Origin of the sequence: Brevinema andersonii (assembly GCF_900112165.1) — a bacterium.
GTDB classification, from domain to species: domain Bacteria; phylum Spirochaetota; class Brevinematia; order Brevinematales; family Brevinemataceae; genus Brevinema; species Brevinema andersonii.
In genome coordinates this window covers 76,097-101,370 of record NZ_FOKY01000001.1, presented here as the reverse complement: position 1 = coordinate 101,370, position 25,274 = coordinate 76,097, and the positions used below count along the sequence as shown (strand labels likewise).

The following is a 25,274-nucleotide window of genomic DNA, read 5'->3' as shown; positions in this document are numbered from 1 at the left end:
GTATGTCTAGAGCACACGAATTTATTATTTTTCTGGTGTTTGTTCCTGCGATATTATTAAGGACGCAGTTTGATTTTGGTCGTTATGTTGTTTCCCAAGACCATGTACCTTTATATGATACTTTTGCTGATAGTTCTGCAGTTGATTTTGCGCCATTTCTGCTTGTGTTCAAAGCTCGGGCACAGCGCGGAACAAGAATACAGCTTAGTTACAAAGGCCGGGAATTATGGATTGAAATGCATAATGTGATTAAGATGGATTTTAATTCTTGGAATTTTTCCGACAGTTCAACGGACTTTATCGAAACAAAACTTGTTGGGAATGTATTATGGTTTGCCTACAAAAGAGCACTGTATGCTATGGATTTGTCTGATATTAATATGCCTGTTGTTCAAAAAAAGGCTGAATTGCCAGCGGTTTCTGATGCTCAAGCTTCTGAAGATAGGACTTTGTGGCTTTTGAGCGGTGAGTCTAGCTATAAAAATGAGCGAAATCTTCGTCTAGCTTTATTCAGCGTACCTCAGAAACGTTTTGTGCCTTTAACCATGATTTATGGAAATAATATGTCACTGCTGGATGCAGCATTTTCTGCAGACAATCGCTTTGTTGCTGTGCACACGGATCTCCAGGATGCTAAAAAATTAACGGTTTTTTCTACAAGCAATGGAATTTTGGAGCATTCTTTAAATGATGTGGACAATTTTTTTTGGTATGGAAATTCGATTTTGATTTTCCGCGAGCATGATATTATTTTATTCGATCCTAGTCAGCCTAATATGGAACGGACAATTTTATATGCCTCTCCTAAACAAAGGGATACGATTGAATACCGGCAGATCGGCGATCGTATGCTAATTGCAGTTGATGGAATAGTTTATGTTCTAACTAATAGTAATCTTCAAAAAACAGATTTCAAATCTATAGATCGTAGTTCGGATAGTAGTTTGGAACATTTTGAAGAAAAAGGTTTGGCATATACTCTTTATAAAGGTAAGCAACTGCGTTCTTTATCGGGTAGCAAGCCACGTTGGGAATTCGATTCTTTTTTGGGTAATAACTACATTGTTTATAGGGAGAAAAAAGGAAGTGCATTAACGACACTCTATTTATATAATCCGAAAAAAGATGTTAGCCTACCCTATTATTGGGTTGAAGAGCCGAGTCAGATTCTCAATGATGGATTAGCTATTGAAGCTGTAAATGAAAAAAATGACGTCTGGTTTTTTCTGGAAAAACCTGGTGAAACTGCGAAAATTTTGCAACTTAGTGAAATTATTAAATAAAAAAATAGAATTGGCATAATTTTTGCTAATGATATTTATAAAGCATCAAATAAATAACAAAAAGGAGTTTTATTATGGCTAAGGATTTATTATTTTCCAGTGAAGCACATCAAAAAGTGCTGACAGGTGTTGAAAAGCTTGCCAAAGCTGTTGGTACTACATTAGGGCCACGCGGGCGAAATGTAGTTTTGGATAAAAAATATGGGGCTCCACATATTACAAAAGATGGAGTTACAGTTGCAAAAGATATCGAATTGGAAGACAGTTTCGAAAACATGGGTGCTCAGCTTGTCCGAGAAGTGGCTACTAAAACTAACGATGTTGCTGGTGACGGAACCACAACTGCTACGGTTCTAGCACATGCTATCATTAAAGAAGGTTTCAAAAATGTTACTGCTGGTTCTAATCCTACACTTATCAAACGGGGAATGGATAAGGCATTGGATGTTTTAGTGCAGGAAATTCAAAAAATTGCAAAAGAAGTAAAAACTTCGGAAGAAATTAACAGTGTTGCTACGATTTCAGGCAATAATGACAAAGAAATTGGAAAATTGATCGCTGAGGCGATGGAAAAAGTGGGCAAAGATGGCGTGATTACTGTTGAAGATTCCAAAGCGATGGAAACTTATGTTGATGTCGTTGAAGGTATGCAATTCGATCGCGGCTATTTGTCGCCATATATGGCTACCGATGCTGAAAGTATGGTTGCTGAGCTTGATGATCCTTATATTTTGTTGTATGATAAGAAAATTTCTTCGCTGAAAGATTTGGTTCCGTTGCTTGAAACAGTGCTCAAGCAAAGTAAACCTCTTCTTATTATTGCGGAAGATGTTGATGGTGAAGCTTTAGCAACATTGATTGTCAATAAGCTACGTGGTACGTTGAATGTTGTTGCTGTGAAGGCTCCGGCTTTTGGCGACAGAAGAAAAGCAATGCTTGAAGATATTGCTGTTCTTACAGGTGGGCAAGTGATCAGCGAAGATAAAGGTATGCGCTTGGATCAGGCTACTCCTGATATGTTGGGACGTGCACGCAGAGTCCGCGTTGAAAAAGAAAATACTACTATCGTTGACGGTGCTGGTGAAACTTCTGCGATCAAAGGGCGTGTAAAACAGATTGAAATGGCTATCGCTGAAAGCACTTCAGACTATGATATCGAAAAATTGAACGAACGTAAAGCAAAACTTGCTGGTGGTGTTGCTTTGATTAAAGTTGGCGCAGCAACAGAAGTCGAACTAAAAGAGAAAAAAGACAGAGTTCAAGATGCCCTTTCTGCAACAAAAGCGGCTGTTGATGAAGGCATCGTTGCAGGTGGCGGGCTGGCATTATTAAAAATTCAAGCTGCATTGGATTCCCTCAAAGGAGACAATGAAGAAGAACAAGTTGGTATCAATATTATCAAAAAGGCTATTGAAGCTCCTATGAAACGCATTGCTGAAAATGCAGGAGTGGATGGTTCGGTTATTGTTATGAAAGCCCGTGAATCGAAGGAAACTCAAGGTTATAACGCGTTGACGGATGAATGGGTGGATATGATGAAATCTGGTATTGTGGACCCTGCAAAAGTAACACGTACCGCATTGCAAAATGCTGTGTCGATTGCAGGAATGCTCCTAACAACGGAAGTAATGATTACGGACAAGCCTGAACCGAAATCTGATATGCCGAATCCCGGAATGGGTGGCGGCATGGGAATGCCCGGTATGATGTAAAATTTCTTAAAAGCTGCCTCCTATTTTGGAAGGCAGCTTTATTTTATAAAAATATAGAAAAACTATTGATTTTTTAAGAAAAAGCGTGTATTATTTTTAAAATTACTCTTAAGAGTTTGGAGCTGTCTATGAAATTTAGTATTAACAAGGATGAATTTCTCAAAGTTTTAATAACAGCTGATTCTATCATTAATCCTCGCACTCCATTAAGTATTTTATTGAATGTATATATAGAAGTGCATAATGATGGTCAAATGATGCTATTCAGCTATAATGGCGATCACGGCGTAAAAATAGAAACGAATGTTGATGTTCAAGAAGCTGGTAAAATCAGTGTATTATCGAAAAAGCTGCTTGAAATTATACGGAATATTCCGGGTGATCGTATAGAAATTGAACATCAAGAAGGTCAACTTGAAGTTATTATAAGGCCTGAAGGAAAAACATCGCCTACATTTAGGCTGCATGGTGTTTCGGCGGATACCTATCCGGTATTTAAAGAGTTCAATTGGGAGTCGTATCTCAAACTGAATCAAAGTACATTGCGTGAACTTATTACCTGTACAGAGTTTGCGGTTTCAAACGATATGTCTCAAATTGCTTTTACTGGCACGTTTGTTAAAGAAAGCGCCGATGGACTGCTTTCATTTGTTGCGACAGATGGTAAACGTTTAGCTGTTATTACAAAACCTATCGAGGAAAAGAATGGTGAAATCATTCTTGATATTATTGTCCCTCAGCGTATTATGAAAACAGTCAGTGATGCTTTAGGGTATGGCGATGTTTTATTTTCTGTTAAAGAAGGTCAGGCATATTTTAAAATAGATAATGTTTATATTTTCACTAATTTAGTAGAAGGTAAATTTCCAAATTATAGAGATGTTATTCCTGATCAAAGCGCATCAACGTTGGTTGTTGGTGCTAGTGAATTATCTTTATGTTTGTCACGAGTTGCTATTATGTCTGACAATGAATCAGGCCGTATCAAACTGGATGTTGATAATAATATGCTTACAGTGTCGAGTTCGACAGTGCAAGGAGAAGGTTTTGATACTCTTGGAATAGAATATAGTGGTGAACCAACCTCAGTTGCTGTTAATCATAAAGCATTAACTGATTTTTTACGGGTACTTCAAGGCAAAAAAGTTTTGATTTCTATGAATTCTCCTAATAGTCCGATTCTTCTTATGCCTTCCGGTGAAAGTGATTATGAATACATTACAATGCCAATGAAAGTATAAGGATTATACTATGGATGATAGTAGTTGTAGACAGAATAATGTAAAAGAAGCATTTTTTGTTGCACTTTCGCAACTGCAAGCAGAGGATATTTTTATTCCTATTTCCACTGTTAAAATGTTTGAATTAGAAGATTCTTACGATTTGATCTTAGATGCGATAAAAAGTAATGGATTTTCTCGCTATCCTGTTTATCAAGATGGTATTGATAATATTGTTGGTATTCTTCATGCAAAAGATTTGTTGGGTATTGAAAAAAATAATTTTAATATAAAAAATATTTTACGGACCCCTTTTTTCATTTCAGAAAATAAGCAGCTTGATAAGCTTTTTATGGAAATGATTCAAAAGCGTATGTTATTGTCAATTGTAGTTGATGAATATGGTTCGGTTCGTGGAATAATTACTATGGAAGACATTTTAGAAACATGTTTTGGGCATATTTTAGATGAATTTGATCTAGAAGAAAAAGATTTTACTACCAAGATGGCTAATAATAGAGAATTTCTTGTTGATGCCCGTATGCCCCTAAGCGATTTTAATAAGAGTTTTAATGCGTCGTTGCAGAGTGAAGACAGTGATACCATTGCGGGTTTTATTATTGATCAGCTCGGACATGTACCAGAACAAAATGAAATTTTAGAGTATGATAGCTTGAAAATTAAAGTTAACAAAGTAAATGGGTCAAAGCTGATTGAGTTAATGATTACAAAAACTTAAACCGAGGAAAACATGAATATTTTATTTACAAATGACGATGGTTACGATGCTATCGGTATTAATACTGCTTATAAAGAATTTTCTCCTCATCATAATATTTATATGTGTGCTCCCTTACGCCATAAGAGTGCATTTAGTCATGCTATCAATGCTTGGGACGATTTAGAATTGATTGAGTTGACTGGTACAACAAAAGGGTTTGCGTTAGATGGAACGCCAGCTGATTGTGCAAAAGCGGCTACTTTGGGTCTCTTTGGAAATTTGAAATTTGATTTAGTGCTTTCAGGTATTAATTTTGGGATCAATGCAGCACAGGATATTTTTTATTCCGGGACGGTTGGGGCTGCACGGGAAGCTATGTTCCAGGGAATATTTGCTATTGCATCTTCTTTAGACATAAGGCTTGATTTAGATCATGATGAAGCTTCTGCTCCTGAAATTTTTGCTTATTCTGCGCGCATTCTTCGTCGTATTGTTGAAGCATTGCCTCCTAAAATCTTAACTTATAAAGATTCCATTATTAATGTTAATTTTCCTTATACTCTTTCTGCTAAAGGAATTAAATGCGCCCAACTTGGCAAACATGACTATAATACCCGAGTTAATGTTTTTGAAAAAGAAGGAACATCTTTTCTTAACTTTAGTAGCCGTTCTACCCATCCCACTGCGTCGACTGAACATGATCTTTCTTTATTAGATGAAAACTATATTGTTGTAACGGCACTATATCATGGAGTTGTATTGGATCCCGTCCTCCAAAAAGAACTGTTCTTCTTAGAAGATATTTCTTTAGAGGATATTTAAATTCAGTTTTTCATATCTATAAGCAATTTCGGGTTATCTTTAAGATCCTGTATTGATGATGCGTTTATTAATAACATAGTTGTTTCGATTTGTTTTTTTATACTAAGAAGATAGGATCGAACACCTTGGGCATTATTTCCTATAGCAAGATAAGCTGCTGGACGTCCTATCAGAACAGCATCAGCACCTAAAATTAATGCTTTTACGACATCAGCACCAGATCTAATTGCTCCGTCTATGAGAATACCAGCACGGTTTCCAACAGCTTTTTTTATCGCAGGCAGAACATCTATAGGACACGGAAATGCTTCGTTGATTCTGCCTCCGTGTGAAGACACAATGATATGTGTTGCTCCAGCGTCAATAGCAGATAAGGCATCATGAACAGATAAAATTCCTTTGATGACAAAAGGAACCTTATATCCTCGAGAAATTTCTCTTAATTCATCAATAGTTTTAGGACATGTGCCTTGTCCGGCAAGAATGAATGTTTTTAATCCTATACCATCGATATCCGTGCCAATCCCTAAAGCTCCCGCTTCCAAAGCTGCTGTAAATCTCTCTCTGATGAGGTTTGAATCAGTACGCGGTTTGCATATTGGAATAGAATGCCCAAAATTTTCTAAAATAGCCTGCGCACATACCGAAAAAACATTTAATGGTGCAGGATCAGCAATGAATCCCATAGTACCTGCTTGATAAGCTCCTTTGATGAGTGCCCTTTGAAATTCTAACTCCGTAGAGGCATTGTTATAATTGATATAGACCCCTCCAATAGGAGCTGTGAATACTGGCATAGAGTGTTTTTGTCCGAACATTTCTATCGATGTGTCTACATTTCTGACGTTGTGAATGTAAGTAGGCACTAATTTAAGTTCTCGGTAACGTTGGTAGCTTTGTATGAATCCTTCTCCTGTGCCGACGCCACCCACTCCTGGGATCTGCCCACGGCACCAAAGTCCATCACATGTTCTGCATACATTACATGTGCCTTTCAAGAGCATGCGTGCTTTGTCTTCGGATTCTTTAATATATGTATGCAAGTCGTATTCAGGTTCTATTGTAAATTTTATACTCTTAATGGCTTTATTCACTGCATGAATTGCTTGTAATCGACTTGGAGCTGTCGCAATGATACTGCCTGCTTTGTCTAAATTATTTTTGGGTGAAACGGAAATATCACCGGGATTAGCACGCATCGAAAAGTGTGTGATAAATTCTCGCTGTGAAATGTTTTCTGGGACAGAAATGCCGATAATTTTTCCGGGTGGGGCGATGATTGCGCGTTCGATACTGACTAAATTTTTTGTCGGTCCGAATGATGTAAGTTGTTCGCCCATCGCTAGCATCACCATATAGCGGTGTAACGGAATGCCAGTAGCTGCCGGAAATGTATGTGAAGACATATATCCGCCAGATAAACGTGCAGCTATTTCAATAACCCAAGTCCTTTCATTAGAAACTTTTATATCTATTTTGGCTGCTCCGTGTTTTAATCCTAATGCTTTGATAGCATCTCGGAACGTAATTAATGCTCTGTCAATCCATTCTTGTGGCAGATTTGACGGCAGAATATGACCTGTTTCTACAAAATATGGTGCATATTCAATAATTCGATCCGCAATTCCTGTGATTGTTACAGTATGATTAAAGACTAGAGAGTCAATACTAAGTTCCGGAGCATCGATATATTCTTCTATAAGATATTCATTGGAAGAAGAGTATTTTTGCACTAACTGAAAAGCAGCTTCGAGTTCGTCTTCTTTTCTCACTAAAGATGTTCCTCTTGCTCCCATATTATTGATAGGTTTAACAACACAAGGGCTATTAAATTCTTTAAAAAAGCGATTTAATTCATTAAGTGTGGAGAAAATTTGAAATTTTGGAATTGAGACCCCTGCCGATGCTAAGGCTTCACGCATTAGTTTTTTATTGCTAGCTCTGTGTGCTGCTTCAATACTATGACCTGGAAGATGAAAATGATGAGCAATTGTTGCAACTGCTAATGATGCGTCTGTTCCTGCTGTTGCTACTCCATGAATAGGTCCGTTTTGCGCCGTAAATGAAATAATTTTTTCCAAACTTTCTTGAGGATTCATAGTATCAGCAATAATTTTTGCATCAGCATAAGCAAAACCGGGAGCATCAGGATTCTGATCGCTAGCAACAACAAAAAGTCCAAGTTCTTTAGCGGCTTGTATTAATGGAACCTGTAATTCACCTGCCCCCACAATAAGGATTTTTTTATTTTCTCGTTTCATAATAGCCTTCTTAATTGTATTTTGGTGTGGGATTGAGGGGGAAAGTATCGTTGTATTCTCCAATGAACAACCGTACGGGATCTATGTAAAATTCTTTGTCCAAATACTTGGGAGTTGTATACAATATCTCAGCAGAATCCAAATTAGCTGGGGTGCTGTTTAACCGAGCTTTGGATGAATAAAGTTGTGTTTCTAAGACTGTCAATTCGGTAATTAACTGAAAATTTTCATCAAAAACGGATAATAATTGATTATTTGTTATACCGTAACTGCTGCCTAGATCTGTTTCGAAGGACGAATCGGGTAATCTTTTTTCGATATAAGCAATAGGTACTAAATATTGTGAAACGGCTTTTAAGAGTTGAAGTGCGTTCTCAGTGAATGACGACGAATGATAATTAAATTCTCTATTCTTAACTAACAACCCTTTTTTATCAAAAAATAATGCTTTAATATGGTTATCCTTATCGTTTGATAAGTGAATAATTAAGCCATTATTAGTATTAGTTCTGAAAAATGAGCGGCTTTCTAAAGCAAAATTTTTATTTATTTTAGTTTGCAACTCAAATTTTGGGAACATAGGGTTTAGAAATTCTAGTATATCAGAGAAGTGTTGTGCATAATATTCTTGATTTTCGTCAATAAAAAATAATATTTTATATTGATATAATTTATGTTCTTTCTGATTAAGACGACCTGTTTTTGCCCATCGATCCCGTATTTCAAGCGTAGTAATCGCTTTTTTGTTTGTAGAATATTTTGCTATTTGTTTTAAAATATCTGTCACTTGGAATTCATTTTTTTTTATCTTGGCAAATTCTAAAAGTTCATGATAAGCCTGATCATTGAACGGATCAAGCAGAATAATGGTTTTTAGCAATGTCAAATAATAGCTGCTTAATCCCTTTTTCTTATTTTTTTTTGCAGTCTGCTCGAAGTATTTTGTTAGAGAAATTCTGTTTTCATGACTAGGAGGGTATTTTTTTGCTAGGAAAAAGGCATATATCGAATGATACATTTGATTTCCTGGCGAAAGCTCAAATGCTGTTTTTAAACTGATTTCTGCATTATTTGAATCATTTTGTATCAGATACAGCTTATACAAATTCCAGTTAACAGATGCAGCAATTGGATATGCAACGTTACTAAAAACGTTTTTGATATTTTGGTAATATGTTAAAGCTTCCGAAAATTTTTGTTTAATAAATAATAAATCTGCAATTTGAATATCTCGTTTAACACTCTTTCCAAAGCGTGTATTTGCTTCCTTCAAAACAGCAACAGCTTTGGCATAATTTTTTTCGTCAATATAGTAATCAGCAAGTGCATGTAAGATTCCAACTTCTTGGGGAAACTGGGCAATCGTTTCTAAGAAAATCTGCTGTGCTAGATTACTTTTCGATTGATGCTGTGCCAGTCGAGCTTTTAAAATATTATTCTGCCATGCTTTCGGATTGAAACTCTCTGATAGATTCAATAATCTCTGTGCATCCATGATTTTTAATTCCTGGAATCTCAGCAAAGAAAATTCATAATATGTTTCTGCTATTCCTGGATCTATTTCAAGTGCCTTGTTATAAGCATCTGCTGCTTCTTGATATTTTCCTGATTGTCTATAAATATTGCCGGCAAGAATATAGTTTTGAACATTTTGAGGAGCATAATATAAAGCACGGTTAATGTTAGAAATGCTTTCTTCGAAATTTCCAGTTTTATAGTAGAGCTCTGCTGAAAGGAGGTATGCTGTTGAATTTTCTGGGTTAAGTTTTAATAAATCTTTTAGCAATGTTTCAGCAACAGCATAATTATCGATATCAAGAGCTTCTTTGATCTGCTGCTCTATTTGATGAGTATTACTGGATACTTGTGAGGATACTAAAAATATAACGAAAAACAATATTAAGCTTTTGTTATATATTTTCATGCTGGTCCTCTTCGGTTTCTGCGGCACTGATATCTATGCCTTGATCAGAAAAATTTTTCAGGATGTTGTTAGCGGTCATATAGAGATTTTTTGATAGGGAAACAAGGGCTTTTGGCTTTTCTTTATTTGATTTTCCTATTCCGAAAATTTTCGACAATACGATTTTTGCACGACCTATTTTGTTGATTTGCTCTTCGCAACTAATAAAGAGGTCGAGATTTTTAAGTGTAAGAATAGCTGTGATGTAAAGTATGCCATCATAACCGAAATTGGTATCTACATCAGGACCCATCCAGACAAATCCGTCAAAAGGTTCAATATTTTTCATTTGACGTTCTAAAGCATTTTCATAATTAATCAACGCTTGACGATACATTTCTTGTCGAAGTTTTTTGAAATGGTCTAAATTTGTTTTTTTATAAACATCGTCTGCAAGCCATGCCGCACGTAGCGTATATAACCCTCGCCGTGCAGTAGGTGAAAATTCCTTAGGCAGGTGAATTGTATTCATAAAGGCCAGAATATACGATCCTAATCCCGTAATGACATTACGGTAGTCTCTAAAATTCAATGTTTCCCCGAAAATTTTCCGAATCAGATTCAAGCGGTTACCTTTGTCTTTGTTGATTTTGGAAATCTGAACTTCTGTCATTTTCTGCATATCACTAGGCAACCCCGCAAAAAAACACTCAGGACACACAACAATAGGATATATAAGAGGATTTACTGTACCATATTTCTGAGTCGGAATGTAGAGACGCCGCAGTTCATCAGTCAAGTCGCCTGCGTTGATACGGCCTCTGCCGGTTTGTAGTTCCTCGCGTTGAAATTCTGTACCGCATGCAGGACAAGTAATGAGATTTTTTGAAAAAAAGGTAACGCGTTGAACTTTTTCGTTCACGGAAAACTCCTTAAGTATGCTGTATAGTTTATTATAAACTATATTTTTATTTATTTCAAAATTGTGTACCATATCTCTATTTTTTGATATATTTTTTCTTATAAGCTATAATATATATTATGCAGTAAGGTGGCCTATTTTATGTCTAAAATTTCAATTTTTATCTTGTTATCTGTTGTACAGGGGTTAACGGAATTTCTTCCTGTATCAAGCTCCGGCCATCTTTATTTGTTTTCTTTGCTGTTTGGGCAAGAAAAGTCTGATTTTCTTTATGTTTTGTGTCTTCATGCGGGCACTGCATTAGCGGCATTGTGTTTTTTCCGCAGGGAAATATGGGCTATTCTACGCGGGCTGGTTGACTTTTTTTTGAAAAAAAATACTTTGAAATCTCATTATGCTTTGAAGTGGGTTGGACTTATTGCTGTGGTTTCATTACCCACACTTACGGCAGGTTTAGTTTTGCGTCCTTATATTGAAAATCTTAGCGTATGGACTCCTTTTATGATGATTGTAACAGGTGTTATTCTTTGGAGCACCCAATTTGCTCGTAATAAACACCTTTCGTTGAGGAATTTCTCTTTTAAAAATGCATTTTTAGTGGGTGTTGCTCAAAGTTTCGGATTACTGACTGGCATTTCACGTTCTGGTATTACAATATCTACAGCACTTTTTCTTGGAAGCACTCCAAAATTTGCTGGCAAATTATCTTTTCTTGCCTCTTTTGTGCCGATCTTTGGTGCTTTGTTTTTTGAACTTTTTCATGCTTCCAAACAGGAACTTTCTGTTTCTTGGAAAATGTTAGCATCTGGTTTTGTAACAGCCTTTTTTGTCGGACTTTTTTCACTAAGGTTTTTAATGGCTGTCCTTAACTCTAAAAAATTCTATCTTTTTGCATATTACTGCTTTACTGTTGCAATCACTGCAATAGCAATACTAAAAGGATTTCCATGATAAGGGCTATTATTTCTTACTCACTGATTATTTTTTCTTTAATTCTGTCTATAGCGTTAGCAACATTTTCCCCCAATGATGTAGCTGGTTTGTCTTCATCTACAAACATTCATGCTATGAATTGGTTGGGTATTGTTGGTGCTCAAATTGCTGAAGCATTTATTCTATTTTACGGGCAAGCATCTTGGTTATGGGTATTGTTTTCTTTAATTATAGGTTTGCGTTTGATTTTTGGAATTTTTCCTAAAACTTTACTGAATTATTTTTTTTCTACACAATATTTATCTATATTAACAGCGATTTGTTTATCATGTATTTATGGTTCTGAATCTTATCTTAAGGGAGGAATTTTTGGTGCTATGGTATACCAAGCACTGAAGTCAATTTTCCCCGACACTATACTTCAGACATTTTTTTGGATAATGCTAATTGTTTCTGTTATAGCTTTATGGAAGTTTCCTCATACTTTATGGAAAAAATTTATGACATACAGGCGTGCTGCTCATCAACAAAAACAATGGGATAAAGCTGAAGAATGGATTTATGTTGATAAGCAGCCAGTAGAAATTTTTGAAGAGCCGATTGAGCATCATCAAGAAGATCAAACTTTTTATCTTAACAAAAAACGTCTTACACGCCCAGAAGAGCCCTCTTTTTTGCGAGATGTTGATGTTGATTTGACGGACTCTTATAAAAACCCGCCCAATCCTTTTTACGATGTTTTAGAAGAAAATCGCTTAGAACTTGATGATATGCCGGAAATTCATACAGAATATACGGTGCCACCTGATTCTTTAGATGAACTGGAAAATGTAAAAGTGTTTCGAATTCCTGCGGTTGAACGAAATGAAGAACATCAAAAATATATGCCCCAATTGCCAGATGATTATAATCGTACGGAAGATTTTGTCAAGCCAGCACATAAAACTATTCGTTTATCATTGGATAAAGGGTTTATTGACACTGTTGAGTATGAACAGGAATCGGAGCGGCATCTTAAAAATAAAGAAGCTGATATCCGTCGCACGGAGACTAGAATATTAGAACTTGATAATGAATTATATGTTGTGGACACACCAGCAAAAGCATGTAATGATGTGTTAATTTCCAATGTGCAATATATGAAGACATTAAGTTTGTCGGATAATGATGTTGCTTTTGATAAGTTGATTGCGCAAAAAGAAATATTGTTAGATGAATATGGTTTTTATAAGGGCGAAAAATTTAGTCAAAATTACTCTTCTACGGAAGAAATTGCTGATCCTTATCGTTTAATTCTGCCGGAAATTTTTGAATCTCCAGATCAAGATATTTTCCATTCAAATGCTGGTGAATCACGAGAATTAACAGAAGCAGAAACTCAATTGATTAATAATTTGGATCATAGAAACCAACAGAAAATACAACAGAAAAATGCATTTCAAGAGAAAATCCGTCGTAAACAACAAGAATTAGCGGATCAATATCATCAATTATACATGCTGGATGAACAGGAGAAGAATTTAATTTCTCAATTGGAATCGGAATTGCGAGCAAAATTCCAGCATCAGCAAGAACTTCGCGAAAAACTGCACAAGAAACAGCAGGAATTAGCGGAATTGTATCACAGCCAACAACCTATTCAAGGTGAGGTTATTTTTGATATGTTGACCGAACAAATTGATGAACAGCTAACGCATAAACCAAATGTCAACTTTTCTATTTTCGACGATGATGCAGTAGAAGAGTTAGGAGATGAAATTCGTTTGTTGAAAGGAAACGATAAAATATCTGTTTCTGAGTCTGAAGTACAAGAAATACCGATTTCTGTATTTGATGATTTCTTTCTTGAACAGGATAAAATTCCTATTTCTATTCCGGAATATAATTTTACACATCAAGAGTTTGATGATGCTCCTGCCGATAACGAAACCACTGTTCCTGAGCCTATTGAAAATGTGCAAATTAGTAAAGATCTTCTTGATGAAATGATAATGCCAGAGCCTTCTGACGACATGCCAACACTTGATGAGATAGCGGATACTGTTGATACTGAGGAAATAGAAATAAAAGAAGAGGATATTATTGAGACTGAAGAAGAAACTGCAGATTTTGAAGAAGGCATTGAAAATACGGTATCATCCTTCGAAGATGAGGATTTAGATTTGCCGGCAAGCGCTCCACCCAGAGATTGGGAGAAAGTTTTTACTTATGAACCTACAGCTCCTGTAGCTTTGGAATTTGAAAACGAACTAATAGATAATATGGATACAGATATTTCTGAAGATGCTGACAGAACAGTAGATGATATTGATCAAAACATAATCCAAGAGTTAGAAGATGATCCTATCGAAATCAATGAAGCTGATAATATAACTGAATCGGAAGATGAAGCTGCTTATGAAGAAATTTTATTTGATGATATACAATCGTCGATAGAAGACCAAGAAGAGGATGTTGCTCATGAATTTTCTAAAGAAAAACATGTATCTCCGTGGGAAAATGTAGATCTGCATGAATCAGAGATAGTGCCTATTGTTATAGAATCTGTTGAAATAGGTTCTCTTGAAGAAAAATTCAATATTGATGAAGAAAAAGAATCTATTGTTTCTGCTGATTCCCCCCTGATGGTTGAGGAAATTCCTAATTTGATTCCGGAAATATCAGATTTAGACCAAAATGAAGCGGCACTTTTACCTAGATTTACTACTCAAAGTTATTTGGTAGCTACAGATGAATATCCTGTGGATCATTCACTGGGCAAGCCAATAGAAATTGTCTTTCCTAAAGTTGAGGATTTAGATCCTAATTTAGAAATTGTTTTTCACGAACTTGAAGACGATGAGATTGAGGAAACGATCCGCATGATTGAAGATACTTTTGAAAGTTTTAATATCCGTATGAAAGTAGTCGATTATAGTCGTGGTCCTGCTATTACGAGATTTGAATTGGAACCTCCTCCCGGGTTGAAACTCCGTACGATCCGCAATTTACAGGATGATCTGGCATTGCAAGCTGGTACATCAAATATTCGAATTATCAGTCCCGTAGAAGGTAGAAGTTATATAGGAATTGAAGTTCCGAATAAAATCAGAAGACAATTTTTGCTGCGTCAGTTTATTGAAAGTTCAGAATTTCAGCAGTCCGATGCTGCTCTTCCCTTGATTTTAGGTACCGATATAGGTGGTAAAGTGTTAGTCAGTGACCTTGCAACAACACCACATTTATTGGTTGCAGGTACTACCGGAAGTGGTAAGAGTGTTTATATTAATGCGCTGATTATGGGACTGTTGTTCAAGCTGTCAGCCGATGATCTAAAATTTATCATGATTGATCCCAAAATGGTTGAGTTAGAGCTTTATAACGGCATTCCTCATCTTTTGGCACCAATTATTACCAAGCCCGAAGAGGCGATGGCATCTCTAGAATGGGCTGTTAATGAAATGGACCGACGGTATAAAATTTTGTCGGAAAACGGTGTGCGTAATATTAAAGAATATCAAAGTTTGGTAGAAAGTTCTCTGTTCGGCGCTGAAGAATCTGGTTATGAAAAGCTTCCTTATATTGTTATTATTATCGACGAATTTGCTAATTTAATGCTTCGTTCACCTAAGGATACAGAGAAAAATATTTCACGTCTTGCAGCAATGGCACGGGCTGTGGGTATGCATTTAGTAGTTGCGACGCAGCGGCCGTCGGTGGATGTTGTTACAGGTGTCATAAAAGCGAATTTTCCGTGCAGAGTTGCGTTTCGTGTGAGTTCAAAGATAGATTCGCGTACAATTCTTGATAAAAATGGTGCGGAAGCATTGTTAGGTCGTGGCGATATGCTGTTTATGTCACCTGAGCATATGGATACTGTGCGCATTCAGTCGCCTTATGTGTCTGGGCATGATGTTGAAACGGTTGTAAGTGCTGTCAAAAAGAATGGACCTCCTAATTATGCGATTGATTTTGAAGAATTACTTTCTGCTAATAAAGACAGTATCCAAGATGGGTCTAAAACTGATGCATTAACTGATCCTTTGTTTGCAGAAGTATTACGTTATGCGGTTGATAGCGGTGAAATTTCTGCATCTGCTATCCAAAGGCGTTTTAGAGTGGGTTATAATAGGGCATCGCGTCTTATCGAAACTATGAAGGATCTTAATATTGTTATGCCGCCTGTTAGTGCCGGCAAAGGCTGGCAGGTGCTTATTTCCAAAGATCAGATTGCCGATTATATCGATTTTTAAGGAATTTTTGTGAACAGAGAGGCAGGAGAATTTATTCGGCAGTCTGTGCGTGATGAAATTGCGCATATTATTCAACAATATGATGATGCAGAAGTTTTTTTTGTAGGCTGGGTGGATCGTTATGGAATTGTATCAGAGATCGAGGCAGTAGCATTTGGGAATGATGAATCAGTGCCGGCACCTCTTGCTGAGGGGCTGCGTGGTGATTTGGTTATTCATAATCATCCGTCTGGTGATCTGCGTGCATCTAATCCTGATATTCACATTGCATCTTTGCTGGCTATGCGTAAACTGGGTTTTTATATTGTTGATAACAGTTGTGAACAATTGAATATTGTGTACAAGCCTAAACCACGTATATTTCTTGAAGAAAATCAAGTGCTTAAGTTGTTCCAAAAAGAGGGGCTTTTAGCGCAAACAATAGGGTCTTATGAAGAACGTTTTGAGCAAGAGCAGCTAGTTCGGAAAATTGTCTCTGCGATTAACGATGATCAGATTCTTCTTGCTGAGGCAGGAACAGGGACAGGAAAATCGCTGTCTTATTTAATTCCTATCACTTTATGGGCTGTCCAAGCTGATAAACGTGTCCTTATTACGACACATACAATTAATTTGCAAAATCAAATTGCTAAAAAAGATGTCGAACTTGTTGCTCCTATTGTAGAAAAAGTAACAGGAATCAGGCCACGTTTTGCTGTGCTTGTGGGCCGAAATAATTACATTTGTCCTAAAATGGTTGATGAATTGGTTCATGATACAGATAAATCACGTTTACTTTTCGACAATCAGGAGGCGATTTCTTTGCATCTTGAGATGATTATGATATGGCTTGAAAAAACAACAGATGGCTTAAGATCATCGCTTCCCGAGCCTATTCCTCACAGCCTTTGGGATGAAATTTCTGCTTCAACTCCTAATTGTCCCAGAAAAGAATGTCCGTTTTATAGTTCTTGTTTTTACTATAAAGCACGAATGGCAGCTGAGGCATCACATATTATTATCGGGAACCATGCTTTGTTGCTGTCTGCGATCGATGAAGAACAAGGTTTTATTGCAACTCTTCCTCATTTTTCGGGACTTGTGCTGGATGAGGGTCATCATCTTGAAGATGCAGCCCTTCGAGCTATGGCGGATGAATTTTCTTTCGGTGGGATTGCATGGCGTTTGTCGCGTTTGTTCCGACGCAATGCTGATAGAAATTTTGGTCAGCTTAGTTTACTCCGCGACCGTTCGGGCTTGGATGCTCATCCAGAATTGAGCGAACTTTTTTATAATGTGTCAGAGCGGATTGTAGACTTATCATCGACACTCAAGCAACGGGAGCTTTTATTCCGAGAGTGTTTGAAAGAATTAGAGTTTAATTTGGTTGAGCTTGATCTTTACACTCTCAGTAAACCTGGTTGGAAACAAGCCATAACTATATTAAAGGATCTGTTTGATAGTGTACGTAGTATTGAAGTTTTATTGACAAGTCTTATAAAAAAAATGACAGAACTGTTTGTGGAAGAAAGAATTCTCGAAATTTTGAAAGTAGCTGCCATTCATAATGATGCCTTGCTGGAAATGAGACGTACTTTTGAAAAAATTTTCAATCTTGAAGAAGAAAATACACATGTTAAGCAAATGGAATTGTCTTCAAATATTGTTCGTTTTTCTGTAGGGTCTGCGGATGTTGGCGATTTTCTAGCGAAACATATTTTCAGAGTTAAAGATTTTACAATTGCTACGTCAGCTACGTTGTCTATTGAAGGTAAGTTTGATTATTTTATTCAAGGTGTGGGTTTGAATTTTGTGCAGGACCGCATTGTTGAATCAATTATTTTGCCTAGCCCTTTTGACTATAAAAATCAAATGGCTATGCTTGTATTTGAAGAGAGCGGTATCTCTCCGCAAAAAATAGAATCAGAAAAACTGAATTTGCTTCGAGAAGCAATACTTGCTGTAGGAGGAGGTACTTTGATTTTGTTTACGTCTTACAAAGCGTTAGGTTTTGCTTACGAAAAATTAGCTCCTGATTTTTCCCAAGCTGGGCTTTTCCCGATGAGCCAAAAAGAATTTTCCCGGGAAGAACTACTTCAAACTATGCATGCAAAGGATTATACTGTGATTTTTGCAACTGCAAGCTTTTGGGAAGGCATAGATGTGCCAGGAGATCATCTTCGCTTTTTGGTCATTGACAAATTACCTTTCGATAATCCGAGTGATCCTCTGTTCAAGGCGAAATCAAAAATTCTTCAAGCTCAAGGTAAAAATTCGTTTCAGGAATTGTCAATTCCGCGGGCACTTTTGCGTTTCAAGCAAGGGATCGGTCGACTGATTCGTTCGAAGACAGATAAAGGTGTGCTTTTAGTGCTAGATGCTCGTGTTTTTTCAAAATTCTACGGGAAATATTTTGTCAATGCAGCAAAACCAGCTCAAACTTTTTCGTTGGCTCCCAAAGAAATCCTTCAGTATATAGCAAAATTTTTTCGTATTTCATTTCCTTTTTGAATTAAACCAGTTATAATATGAAAAATAAAATCAGGTGGTTTATGAAGCTTTTTTGTATGATTTTTTTGATATTTTCTCCTATCTATGCTGATAGCAGCGATGATTTTATGCTTGCTGTCAAATCGGGTGATATATTGAAAGTTCGAGCATGCGTATCAAGAAAAAAATCATTAGTCAATTTTAAAGACAAATATCACTATACACCATTGTTATACTCTGTATCTATCAATAATTTGGAAATAGCAGAATTTTTATTGCATAATGGAGCCAAAGCAACCTACAGAAACAAAAATGGAGAAACAGCATTGATTCCTGCGATAGGTGAACGAAATCTCGCGATGATAGACCTTTTGTTGAGCTATAAAGCTCCTCTTAACAAAAAAAATCGTCAGGGAGCTAGTCCTATTTTTTATGCTATTTCTGAAGGTGATGTTTCATTAGTTGAGTACTTGGTCAAGCGCGGAGCTGATATTGAAATAAAAACAAAGGAAGGTATGACACCGCTCATGTGGGCTGTGATCAACGGACATAAAGAAGTTGTAGATTTTTTGATTAGACAGGGAGCAAAAATCCATATCCAGGACAAAGAAAATATGAATCTTTTAATGCATGCGGTTGAGTCACAAAATTTGGAATTGGTGAGGTTGATGATACGCTTAAAAATTGATCCCGATGCTAAAGATATTTATCAGCAGAATGTTTTAGATTTTGCTAAAAAAACTGGAAATCATGATATTATTGACGTTATAGAAAATTATTTACTTGTCCGGAGAATTTATAGGAGAAAATAGTATGAATTTACCAATAAAAAAACTCAATCCCCGTGCCGTTTTGCCTCAGTATCAAACTCCTGGCTCATCAGGTGCGGATCTTTACGCTCTACTTGACGGTGAATTCCATTTGATGCCTCATCAAACAGCTGCTATTCCCACAGGGCTAGCTGTTGCTGTGCCCCTAGGATTTGAAATGCAAATTCGTGCACGCAGTGGGCTAGCTGCTAAAGGTATTATAGTACCGAATGGACCAGGCACGATCGACTCCGATTATCGTGGGGAATTGAAAATTTTACTTCATAACCTTTCTGATCAGGTGTTTGTGGTAGAGCCTGAAATGCGCATTGCACAGGCAGTTGTAACTCCAGTGCAACAATGCTGTTTTGTGGAAAATGACACTTTGCCAGCAACCGATCGCAATGAGGGTGGTTTTGGCAGCACAGGAATAAAATAATGATTTTTAAGGATGAAGTAAATATTTGTGTCTCTTCTGGAAAGGGGGGAGATGGTTGTGTGTCGTTTCGGCGTGAAAAATTTATTCCAGAAGGCGGTCCCGATGGTGGTGATGGTGGTAATGGTGGTGATGTTGTCTTTCAAGTGAGCTCTAATCTTAATACTCTAGCAAATTTTCATGAGGGTCAGAAGTTCAAAGCCAAAAATGGCGCTGACGGCATGGGAAGAAAAAAATTCGGACGCAAAGGTGATGATTTAATTTTGCAGGTTCCTCCAGGAACTATCATTTATGAAATTCTTGAAGACGGTTCTAGTAGATTTTTAGCAGATTTGTCGTCTGAGCAACAAAAATATATAGCGGCACGTGGAGGGTGTGGTGGCAAAGGAAATGTTCATTTTAAAAGTTCTGTCAAGCAAAGTCCTCAATATGCTCAGAAAGGAAAACCTAGTATACAAAAATATTTGCGATTGGAATTAAAATTAATTGCCCATATCGGATTTGCCGGTTTTCCTAATGCTGGGAAATCATCTTTAATAGCTCGTCTAACCAATGCACATCCTAAAGTTGCTGATTATCAGTTTACTACCCTGGTACCTAATTTAGGTATTATGGTTCCATCTTCTTTTGAAGATGGGCTGATAATTGCTGATATTCCTGGCTTGATTCAAGGCGCGCATGCCGGGAAAGGATTAGGCCTTGAGTTTCTTAAGCATATTGAGCGAACAAAATTATTGCTCTTTGTGTTGGACATTACGGATGATCCACAGCAGAAATTTACTATATTGCAGCATGAATTATCTTTGTATTCGGAAGAATTGGAATCTCGACCTTTTGCTGTATGTCTTAACAAGATTGATTTAATGTCTGAATTTTCTGAAGAAATTCTATGTTTTATTGATGAACTAAAACATCAAGATATCGTGGTTTTCACAGTTAGTGCTGCAACTGGTCAGGGCTTAGAGGAAATGAAAAAATTACTTTACAGTCTTTGGAAATCTCTGCCGGATACAGATGTTATTCAAGATCATGGTTTTGATGATTTTACACAGGGGGTGGATTTGTAATTCTCTTAAAAAGCTTTTGCAAACTCATGAGAATAACTCATAGAATCAACAGAAATCTTATTAATTGATTCTACGTCCATGTGAAAATCTCGGATTAAATCATAAATTTTGTTTATTTGATTTTGTTCCAGCATTTTTACAATCATTAAAGCGCTTCCTAAATGTCCTTTGTTAAACAGCAAAGCGTCACTAATTCCTTTAGAAACATGGATTTCCTCAAGAATTATTTTCAAAGGAACATGTAGTAAAGTGTCACTCAGTGATAGTAGTCCTGTTAGAAAGGATTCGTCAGACAGTGTGCGAGAAATTTTGCTGCCTGCATGAGAACGAATAATTAATTCCATCATTTTCCCACGCTGCGCAGCTAATAAAAATAAAGGGTTTGAACTTGTAGTTTGGCTTTCGGACATCTTTTTGGAGTAAAGCATCAGAAGTAGCCATTGTGATAAAGCTCGTTTTCCTAATAAAGCGATCGTTTGTCTGATGGAGGTGATCTCTTGAATAGGAGACACACTTGCTGAGTTTACCAGTTTCAACAGCGATATTATTAAATCTGGATGATTTTTTAAAATTCTCTCAATATCTTCGATTTCAACGTCTTGTTTTAAAAGCTTGATTATTTGAATAATTCCTTGAGTATTTGTATCAAATCCGGTTCCTTCGACAAGACTTGGCTTTGTAAAAAAATACCCTTGAAAATAATGAAACCCTAAATCATAGCATAAATCAAATATCTCTGTAGTTTCTACTTTTTCAGCTAATAGAGCGACATTGTAAGCAGCAAGAATTTCTGTTTTTGTTTTGAGATTTTTTTCCGTTGTTTCCAAAACATCGACTTTTACAATTTGAACTTCCTGCAGCACAGGGCGCCAATATATTAAATTTTCGTCGTTAATTACAAAATCATCTAGCGCAAAAATATATCCTTTTGTCTTCAAATGTCGGATCAATTGTATCAGCTCGGGTGATGGTATTTGAGTTTCAAGTATTTCAATAACATATTTTTTTGGAGGCAGAATATCGAGAAGATCTTTCCTCAAGAGGTCCATACCGATATTGATAAAGCCTCTTTTGTTACCTAGGATGCTTTCGGTGCCAAACATATTCAGTGCTGTCGAAAGTACCGATGCTGTGGCTTCGGTTTCTGAGCAGATTGATGTGTTGTCCAAATTTCGAAACAGTAGTTCGTATGCAGCTAAATTTTTTTCACGGTCTAGTATAGCTTGTCGGCCTAAAAGTAATTTCATAAACATCCTTCTTTGATTATTGGCTATATTATAAGTTTGTATACGTTATTTTTCAAGATAATTTCCTAAATTATTTATGGAAAAAAGACGATAAACGTATATGAATAAAAAATACGGTTATTTTTTTCTTTATTTGAGTGTGTTTTGGTTGGTAGGATTGTTTATTTTTGGGGAATCTGGCATCCTCGACAGCACCTATAAAAGCAAGGAAATTCTACGTTTAAAAAATATTGTTTTGCAGTCTGGCATGGAAATTGAAGAAATGACGCGTGAGTATCAAAAATTAAAATCAATGAAAGTACCAGATCAAGCTTTTTTAATCCAGCAAGGAAGAAAAACTCAAAATATTATCATTTTCAAAAAACCTAATGTCAATATTCAAAAACAAACAGAAATTTCTTTAAATAGTGAAAAACAATTGTTTCTTCGTGTCGGTGGCATGGCATTGATTTTTTTATTGTTCGGTATTTTAGGACTTCAAGTGATAACTTGGTATCTTCAGAAAAAGCCAGTGAGTTTAATACCTAAAGAAGGTGAATAATGATTATCTATCGTTTATTGCGTTATTTTATTTTTTTATTTATTGTGATTTTTTCTGCACTTTTTTTTGTTCGGCATAATTTTAGTCCTTTTTCAGGGCTTGCGGAACAATTTAACCGATTTGATAATTTTTATGCATCCTTGTCTCAAAAACATAATGATAAAATTCAAGAAACTTCTTCAGAACAAATTGTTGCTGAATTTGAGAAAATATTAATTTTTGCTTCTCGAGAGATAGATTTTTTTATTAATGATATTCGTTTTGTTCCTGCTGTGGAAGATATTTTTCAACACCGTTTCGATGATATAGAATATCTTGTTCGGGAGTATCTTATTGGGGACAAATATTTCCAAGATATTCTTGTTCTTTATAATGATACGGTTGCTTATAAGTATGAAAACTCTTATATAGGTTCGCCACTTGTCTTTCGCAAGGTTGTAAAAGTTGATGATAGAGATATCATATTAGATTTTGTTTATGATGTGGCTATATTATACCAGGATATTCAAATAAATCCTTTGCCTTTAGCTGTTAAGTATAAAACAAATATTATTGCATCGAAGAGTTTTCAAAAAGATATATTTAATCCTTTTTTGCTTAAACTGAACATGAATACAATATCTAATGGTGAACTATTGATACAACAGGGCCGTAATAAACTTTATTATCATGCTGTGACGAATGATTTGAAGTATCCGTTTGTTTTCTTTTTCTCGCAGCAGCTGGAGGATATTAAACTAGGTCAAGCTTCGATATTGCAATGGCTAATTATATTGTCTTTTCCACTAGTATTAATATTTTTGCTGGTTTTGGATAGAATTATTATAAATTATCTTAGAAATCAGCTTCAAATTCAAGAACATAAACAACGGTTTGCGTTTTTTACGCGAAACGACAATAAAAATAAAGAAGAAGATATTAATGACTCCTTAATGTGGCTGGATCGTTTTATCGGCGTGGAAGAAAAGAAATCTGATACTCCCCATAAGGATAATAAATGAGAAAAAAATATTTTTTTTTGCTGGCATTGATTTTTTGTTTGAGTCCGTTTGATAAATTGCAAGCCATAGGTAAAGTTTTTGCATGGCGATATGAAGGTTTGCCTTCTTTGACACTGACTGAGTCTGTAGGGGTTACCTTTCAGAAAGATGGTCTGGCTGCTGATATAGAAGCTTCGCGACATTTTATCACTATCGAAGATATCAATATTCCTAAATATTCTCAAATTTTACAGTTATTTGTTTCTTTTGACAAGACTAATTATACATCGTTTGTTGTTGTAAAATTTTTTGATACTTTTACAGATCGTCTTTTGTCTGAAATTTCATTTAATGAGACAGGTGCTGTTTATCTTGAGAGTACGGACCTCTATCCTAATCGCATCTATTTTAAAATAGAGCTTTTTGGTCAAGACATTAGGCTCAGGTCAGCTGGGATCACGACAGAACCACGAACAATTATCGAGCCTCAAAATTTGACACTATCATCAGAAATTGTTTATCTTTCTAATAATGTGCTTAAGATTCAAGCGAAACTAAATCAAGAAGCCGAAGTACAATTATATATTTATGATAATGCTGGCTCTGTTAGCAAAAAAATAGTGTCTGGGCAAGTCTATCCTGCCGGTGTTTATGAATTCTACTGGGATACAAACTCGTTAATTCTAGATTCCGGGAAAACTTTTTATGTTTGGTTTCATGCGCGTAATCTGCGTTCCAAGCCAGTGGAATATATTCGTAATGTGTTAGTCATTCCTTAGGGGGAAAAATGGAATTCTTATCTGAAATGTATGCTGCTTTCGAGCACAAGCTCAGTTATGAAAAATTTTATTCAAAATGTACCTTAAAAGCTTATCAAAACGACATCAGTCATTTTATCAATTATTGTATTGGTAAGAATATCAAAAATATTTCTGAAATAACAAGTTTATTTGTATCCGAATGGATGGAGCTGCTGGCTCGGGAAAAGTTATCAGCACGTACTATTGCTCGGAGATTGTCGGCTGTGCGGAGTTTTTTTTCTTTTTTGGTGAAAAGTTCGGTAGTAGAGCATAATCCTTTTGTATTATTTCGAGCTCCTAAGCCTTGTAAAAAAATTCCTACTGTTTTAGGCCAATCAGAAATTTTACAATTGTTAGACAATCTTCCTGAAGATACTATCTTACAGCGTAGAAATAAATGTATTGTTTGTATGCTCTATGCTACAGGAATCCGTTCTGAAGAACTTTGTAATTTGAAAATTAAAGATATTTCGTTTTCCAATCATGTTATGTATATTATGGGAAAGGGCAAAAAAGAGCGTATTGTGCCTTTAATTCCTGTGCTTGAAAAAATATTAAAAGAATGGATAAATGACAGGCAAAATATTGATAGAGGATTTTCGCAAACATTTTTTTTATCGCAACATGGCCGTGCTTTAGAAACCTCCATGATACGTCGTATTATCCGTAATCTGCCAGCTGGTTTGAGAGAAAAAAATTTACATCCACATGCTTTTCGATATACGTTTGCCAGCCATTTGTTGGATTGCGGTTCAAATATCCGTCATATTCAAGAGTTACTAGGACATTCGAATCTCGGCGTAACACAGCGTTATACAAACATTAGTATTAAGCAGCTTAAACAAAAATATCAAATTTATCATCCTCACGCGTGATTGACTTTTCTTTTTTTTAGCAGTATAATAAGCTTGTAGAT

19 protein-coding genes are annotated in these 25,274 nt (G+C 36.1%); 15 read left to right on the top strand and 4 right to left on the bottom strand.

Going from position 1 to position 25,274, the window contains the following annotated elements:
• Window positions 1–2: 2 nt before the first annotated feature.
• From BM018_RS00490 to surE, 5 genes are all read left to right on the top strand, one after another.
• Window positions 3–1,283: a hypothetical protein gene (locus BM018_RS00490; RefSeq protein ID WP_092317085.1), complete on the top strand. Its 1,281-nt coding sequence runs from the start codon at window positions 3–5 to the stop codon at window positions 1,281–1,283.
• A 74-nt stretch (window positions 1,284–1,357) separates the two neighbouring features.
• Window positions 1,358–2,995 carry a chaperonin GroEL gene (gene groL, locus BM018_RS00485; RefSeq protein WP_092317082.1) on the top strand — a complete coding sequence of 546 codons (1,638 nt, stop codon included), beginning with the start codon at window positions 1,358–1,360 and terminating at the stop codon, window positions 2,993–2,995.
• A 128-nt stretch (window positions 2,996–3,123) separates the two neighbouring features.
• Entirely contained in the window at window positions 3,124–4,236 is a 1,113-nt protein-coding gene (gene dnaN / locus BM018_RS00480; protein ID WP_092317079.1) for a DNA polymerase III subunit beta, read from the top strand.
• A 10-nt stretch (window positions 4,237–4,246) separates the two neighbouring features.
• A complete protein-coding gene (locus BM018_RS00475) occupies window positions 4,247–4,954 on the top strand; it encodes a transporter associated domain-containing protein (protein WP_092317077.1) in 708 nt (235 codons plus the stop codon).
• 12 nt (window positions 4,955–4,966) lie between these two features.
• Complete coding sequence (gene surE / locus BM018_RS00470; RefSeq protein WP_092317074.1) at window positions 4,967–5,758, top strand: 5'/3'-nucleotidase SurE; 792 nt, start codon at window positions 4,967–4,969, stop codon at window positions 5,756–5,758.
• Window positions 5,759–5,760: 2 nt separating this feature from the next.
• Here the strand turns inward: surE and BM018_RS00465 are convergent, their stop codons facing one another.
• Genes BM018_RS00465 through BM018_RS00455 form a run of 3 tightly spaced genes read right to left on the bottom strand, consistent with a single transcriptional unit; the run spans window position 5,761 to window position 10,844 of the window.
• A complete protein-coding gene (locus BM018_RS00465) occupies window positions 5,761–8,019 on the bottom strand; it encodes an alpha-hydroxy-acid oxidizing protein (RefSeq protein WP_092317071.1) in 2,259 nt (752 codons plus the stop codon).
• Window positions 8,020–8,029: 10 nt separating this feature from the next.
• Window positions 8,030–9,943, bottom strand: coding sequence for a tetratricopeptide repeat protein (locus BM018_RS00460; protein ID WP_092317068.1), 1,914 nt, complete (start codon window positions 9,941–9,943; stop codon window positions 8,030–8,032).
• Complete coding sequence (locus BM018_RS00455) at window positions 9,930–10,844, bottom strand: DUF2225 domain-containing protein (RefSeq protein ID WP_159428103.1); 915 nt, start codon at window positions 10,842–10,844, stop codon at window positions 9,930–9,932. Before BM018_RS00455 ends, BM018_RS00460 begins: the two co-directional genes overlap by 14 nt.
• A gap of 141 nt (window positions 10,845–10,985) precedes the next feature.
• Here BM018_RS00455 and BM018_RS00450 point away from each other — a divergent pair, with 141 nt between their 5' ends.
• The 6 genes from BM018_RS00450 to obgE are packed head-to-tail and all read left to right on the top strand — an operon-like array spanning window position 10,986 to window position 20,790.
• Window positions 10,986–11,795 (top strand): undecaprenyl-diphosphate phosphatase, encoded by an 810-nt coding sequence (locus BM018_RS00450; RefSeq protein ID WP_092317062.1) that lies wholly within the window; start codon window positions 10,986–10,988, stop codon window positions 11,793–11,795.
• A complete protein-coding gene (locus BM018_RS00445) occupies window positions 11,792–16,009 on the top strand; it encodes a DNA translocase FtsK (protein WP_092317059.1) in 4,218 nt (1,405 codons plus the stop codon). Before BM018_RS00450 ends, BM018_RS00445 begins: the two co-directional genes overlap by 4 nt.
• A 9-nt stretch (window positions 16,010–16,018) precedes the next feature.
• A complete protein-coding gene (locus tag BM018_RS00440; RefSeq protein WP_092317056.1) occupies window positions 16,019–18,499 on the top strand; it encodes an ATP-dependent DNA helicase in 2,481 nt (826 codons plus the stop codon).
• A 56-nt stretch (window positions 18,500–18,555) separates the two neighbouring features.
• Window positions 18,556–19,290 carry an ankyrin repeat domain-containing protein gene (locus BM018_RS00435; protein WP_234945082.1) on the top strand — a complete coding sequence of 245 codons (735 nt, stop codon included), beginning with the start codon at window positions 18,556–18,558 and terminating at the stop codon, window positions 19,288–19,290.
• A gap of 1 nt (window position 19,291) precedes the next feature.
• Window positions 19,292–19,726, top strand: coding sequence for a dUTP diphosphatase (dut, locus tag BM018_RS00430; protein WP_092317050.1), 435 nt, complete (start codon window positions 19,292–19,294; stop codon window positions 19,724–19,726).
• Window positions 19,726–20,790, top strand: coding sequence for a GTPase ObgE (gene obgE, locus BM018_RS00425; protein ID WP_200778541.1), 1,065 nt, complete (start codon window positions 19,726–19,728; stop codon window positions 20,788–20,790). Before dut ends, obgE begins: the two co-directional genes overlap by 1 nt.
• A gap of 5 nt (window positions 20,791–20,795) precedes the next feature.
• Here the strand turns inward: obgE and BM018_RS00420 are convergent, their stop codons facing one another.
• A complete protein-coding gene (locus BM018_RS00420) occupies window positions 20,796–22,037 on the bottom strand; it encodes an EAL and HDOD domain-containing protein (RefSeq protein WP_159428101.1) in 1,242 nt (413 codons plus the stop codon).
• 100 nt (window positions 22,038–22,137) lie between these two features.
• Between BM018_RS00420 and BM018_RS00415 the strand changes: the two genes are divergently transcribed.
• Genes BM018_RS00415 through BM018_RS00400 form a run of 4 tightly spaced genes read left to right on the top strand, consistent with a single transcriptional unit; the run spans window position 22,138 to window position 25,233 of the window.
• Window positions 22,138–22,578: a hypothetical protein gene (locus BM018_RS00415; RefSeq protein WP_092317044.1), complete on the top strand. Its 441-nt coding sequence runs from the start codon at window positions 22,138–22,140 to the stop codon at window positions 22,576–22,578.
• On the top strand, window positions 22,578–23,579 hold the full coding sequence (locus BM018_RS00410) for a hypothetical protein (RefSeq protein WP_092317041.1): 1,002 nt from the start codon (window positions 22,578–22,580) through the stop codon (window positions 23,577–23,579). The genes BM018_RS00415 and BM018_RS00410 overlap by 1 nt, the downstream gene beginning before the upstream one ends.
• On the top strand, window positions 23,576–24,337 hold the full coding sequence (locus BM018_RS00405; protein ID WP_092317038.1) for a T9SS type B sorting domain-containing protein: 762 nt from the start codon (window positions 23,576–23,578) through the stop codon (window positions 24,335–24,337). The genes BM018_RS00410 and BM018_RS00405 overlap by 4 nt, the downstream gene beginning before the upstream one ends.
• An 8-nt stretch (window positions 24,338–24,345) precedes the next feature.
• Window positions 24,346–25,233: a tyrosine-type recombinase/integrase gene (locus tag BM018_RS00400; RefSeq protein ID WP_092317035.1), complete on the top strand. Its 888-nt coding sequence runs from the start codon at window positions 24,346–24,348 to the stop codon at window positions 25,231–25,233.
• The last annotated feature ends 41 nt before the right edge of the window (window positions 25,234–25,274 follow it).

Excerpts from the sequence above, each read along its gene's own strand:
- BM018_RS00420 (WP_159428101.1), bottom strand. The coding sequence starts at position 22,037 with ATGAAATTACTTTTAGGCCGACAAGCTATACTAGACCGTGAAAAAAAT.
- BM018_RS00450 (WP_092317062.1), top strand. The coding sequence starts at position 10,986 with ATGTCTAAAATTTCAATTTTTATCTTGTTATCTGTTGTACAGGGGTTA.
- groL (WP_092317082.1), top strand. The coding sequence starts at position 1,358 with ATGGCTAAGGATTTATTATTTTCCAGTGAAGCACATCAAAAAGTGCTG.
- BM018_RS00445 (WP_092317059.1), top strand. The coding sequence starts at position 11,792 with ATGATAAGGGCTATTATTTCTTACTCACTGATTATTTTTTCTTTAATT.
- surE (WP_092317074.1), top strand. The coding sequence starts at position 4,967 with ATGAATATTTTATTTACAAATGACGATGGTTACGATGCTATCGGTATT.
- BM018_RS00490 (WP_092317085.1), top strand. The coding sequence starts at position 3 with ATGTCTAGAGCACACGAATTTATTATTTTTCTGGTGTTTGTTCCTGCG.
- BM018_RS00460 (WP_092317068.1), bottom strand. The coding sequence starts at position 9,943 with ATGAAAATATATAACAAAAGCTTAATATTGTTTTTCGTTATATTTTTA.
- BM018_RS00475 (WP_092317077.1), top strand. The coding sequence starts at position 4,247 with ATGGATGATAGTAGTTGTAGACAGAATAATGTAAAAGAAGCATTTTTT.
- BM018_RS00405 (WP_092317038.1), top strand. The coding sequence starts at position 23,576 with ATGAGAAAAAAATATTTTTTTTTGCTGGCATTGATTTTTTGTTTGAGT.
- BM018_RS00435 (WP_234945082.1), top strand. The coding sequence starts at position 18,556 with ATGATTTTTTTGATATTTTCTCCTATCTATGCTGATAGCAGCGATGAT.
- obgE (WP_200778541.1), top strand. The coding sequence starts at position 19,726 with ATGATTTTTAAGGATGAAGTAAATATTTGTGTCTCTTCTGGAAAGGGG.
- dnaN (WP_092317079.1), top strand. The coding sequence starts at position 3,124 with ATGAAATTTAGTATTAACAAGGATGAATTTCTCAAAGTTTTAATAACA.
- BM018_RS00410 (WP_092317041.1), top strand. The coding sequence starts at position 22,578 with ATGATTATCTATCGTTTATTGCGTTATTTTATTTTTTTATTTATTGTG.
- BM018_RS00465 (WP_092317071.1), bottom strand. The coding sequence starts at position 8,019 with ATGAAACGAGAAAATAAAAAAATCCTTATTGTGGGGGCAGGTGAATTA.
- BM018_RS00400 (WP_092317035.1), top strand. The coding sequence starts at position 24,346 with ATGGAATTCTTATCTGAAATGTATGCTGCTTTCGAGCACAAGCTCAGT.
- dut (WP_092317050.1), top strand. The coding sequence starts at position 19,292 with ATGAATTTACCAATAAAAAAACTCAATCCCCGTGCCGTTTTGCCTCAG.
- BM018_RS00415 (WP_092317044.1), top strand. The coding sequence starts at position 22,138 with ATGAATAAAAAATACGGTTATTTTTTTCTTTATTTGAGTGTGTTTTGG.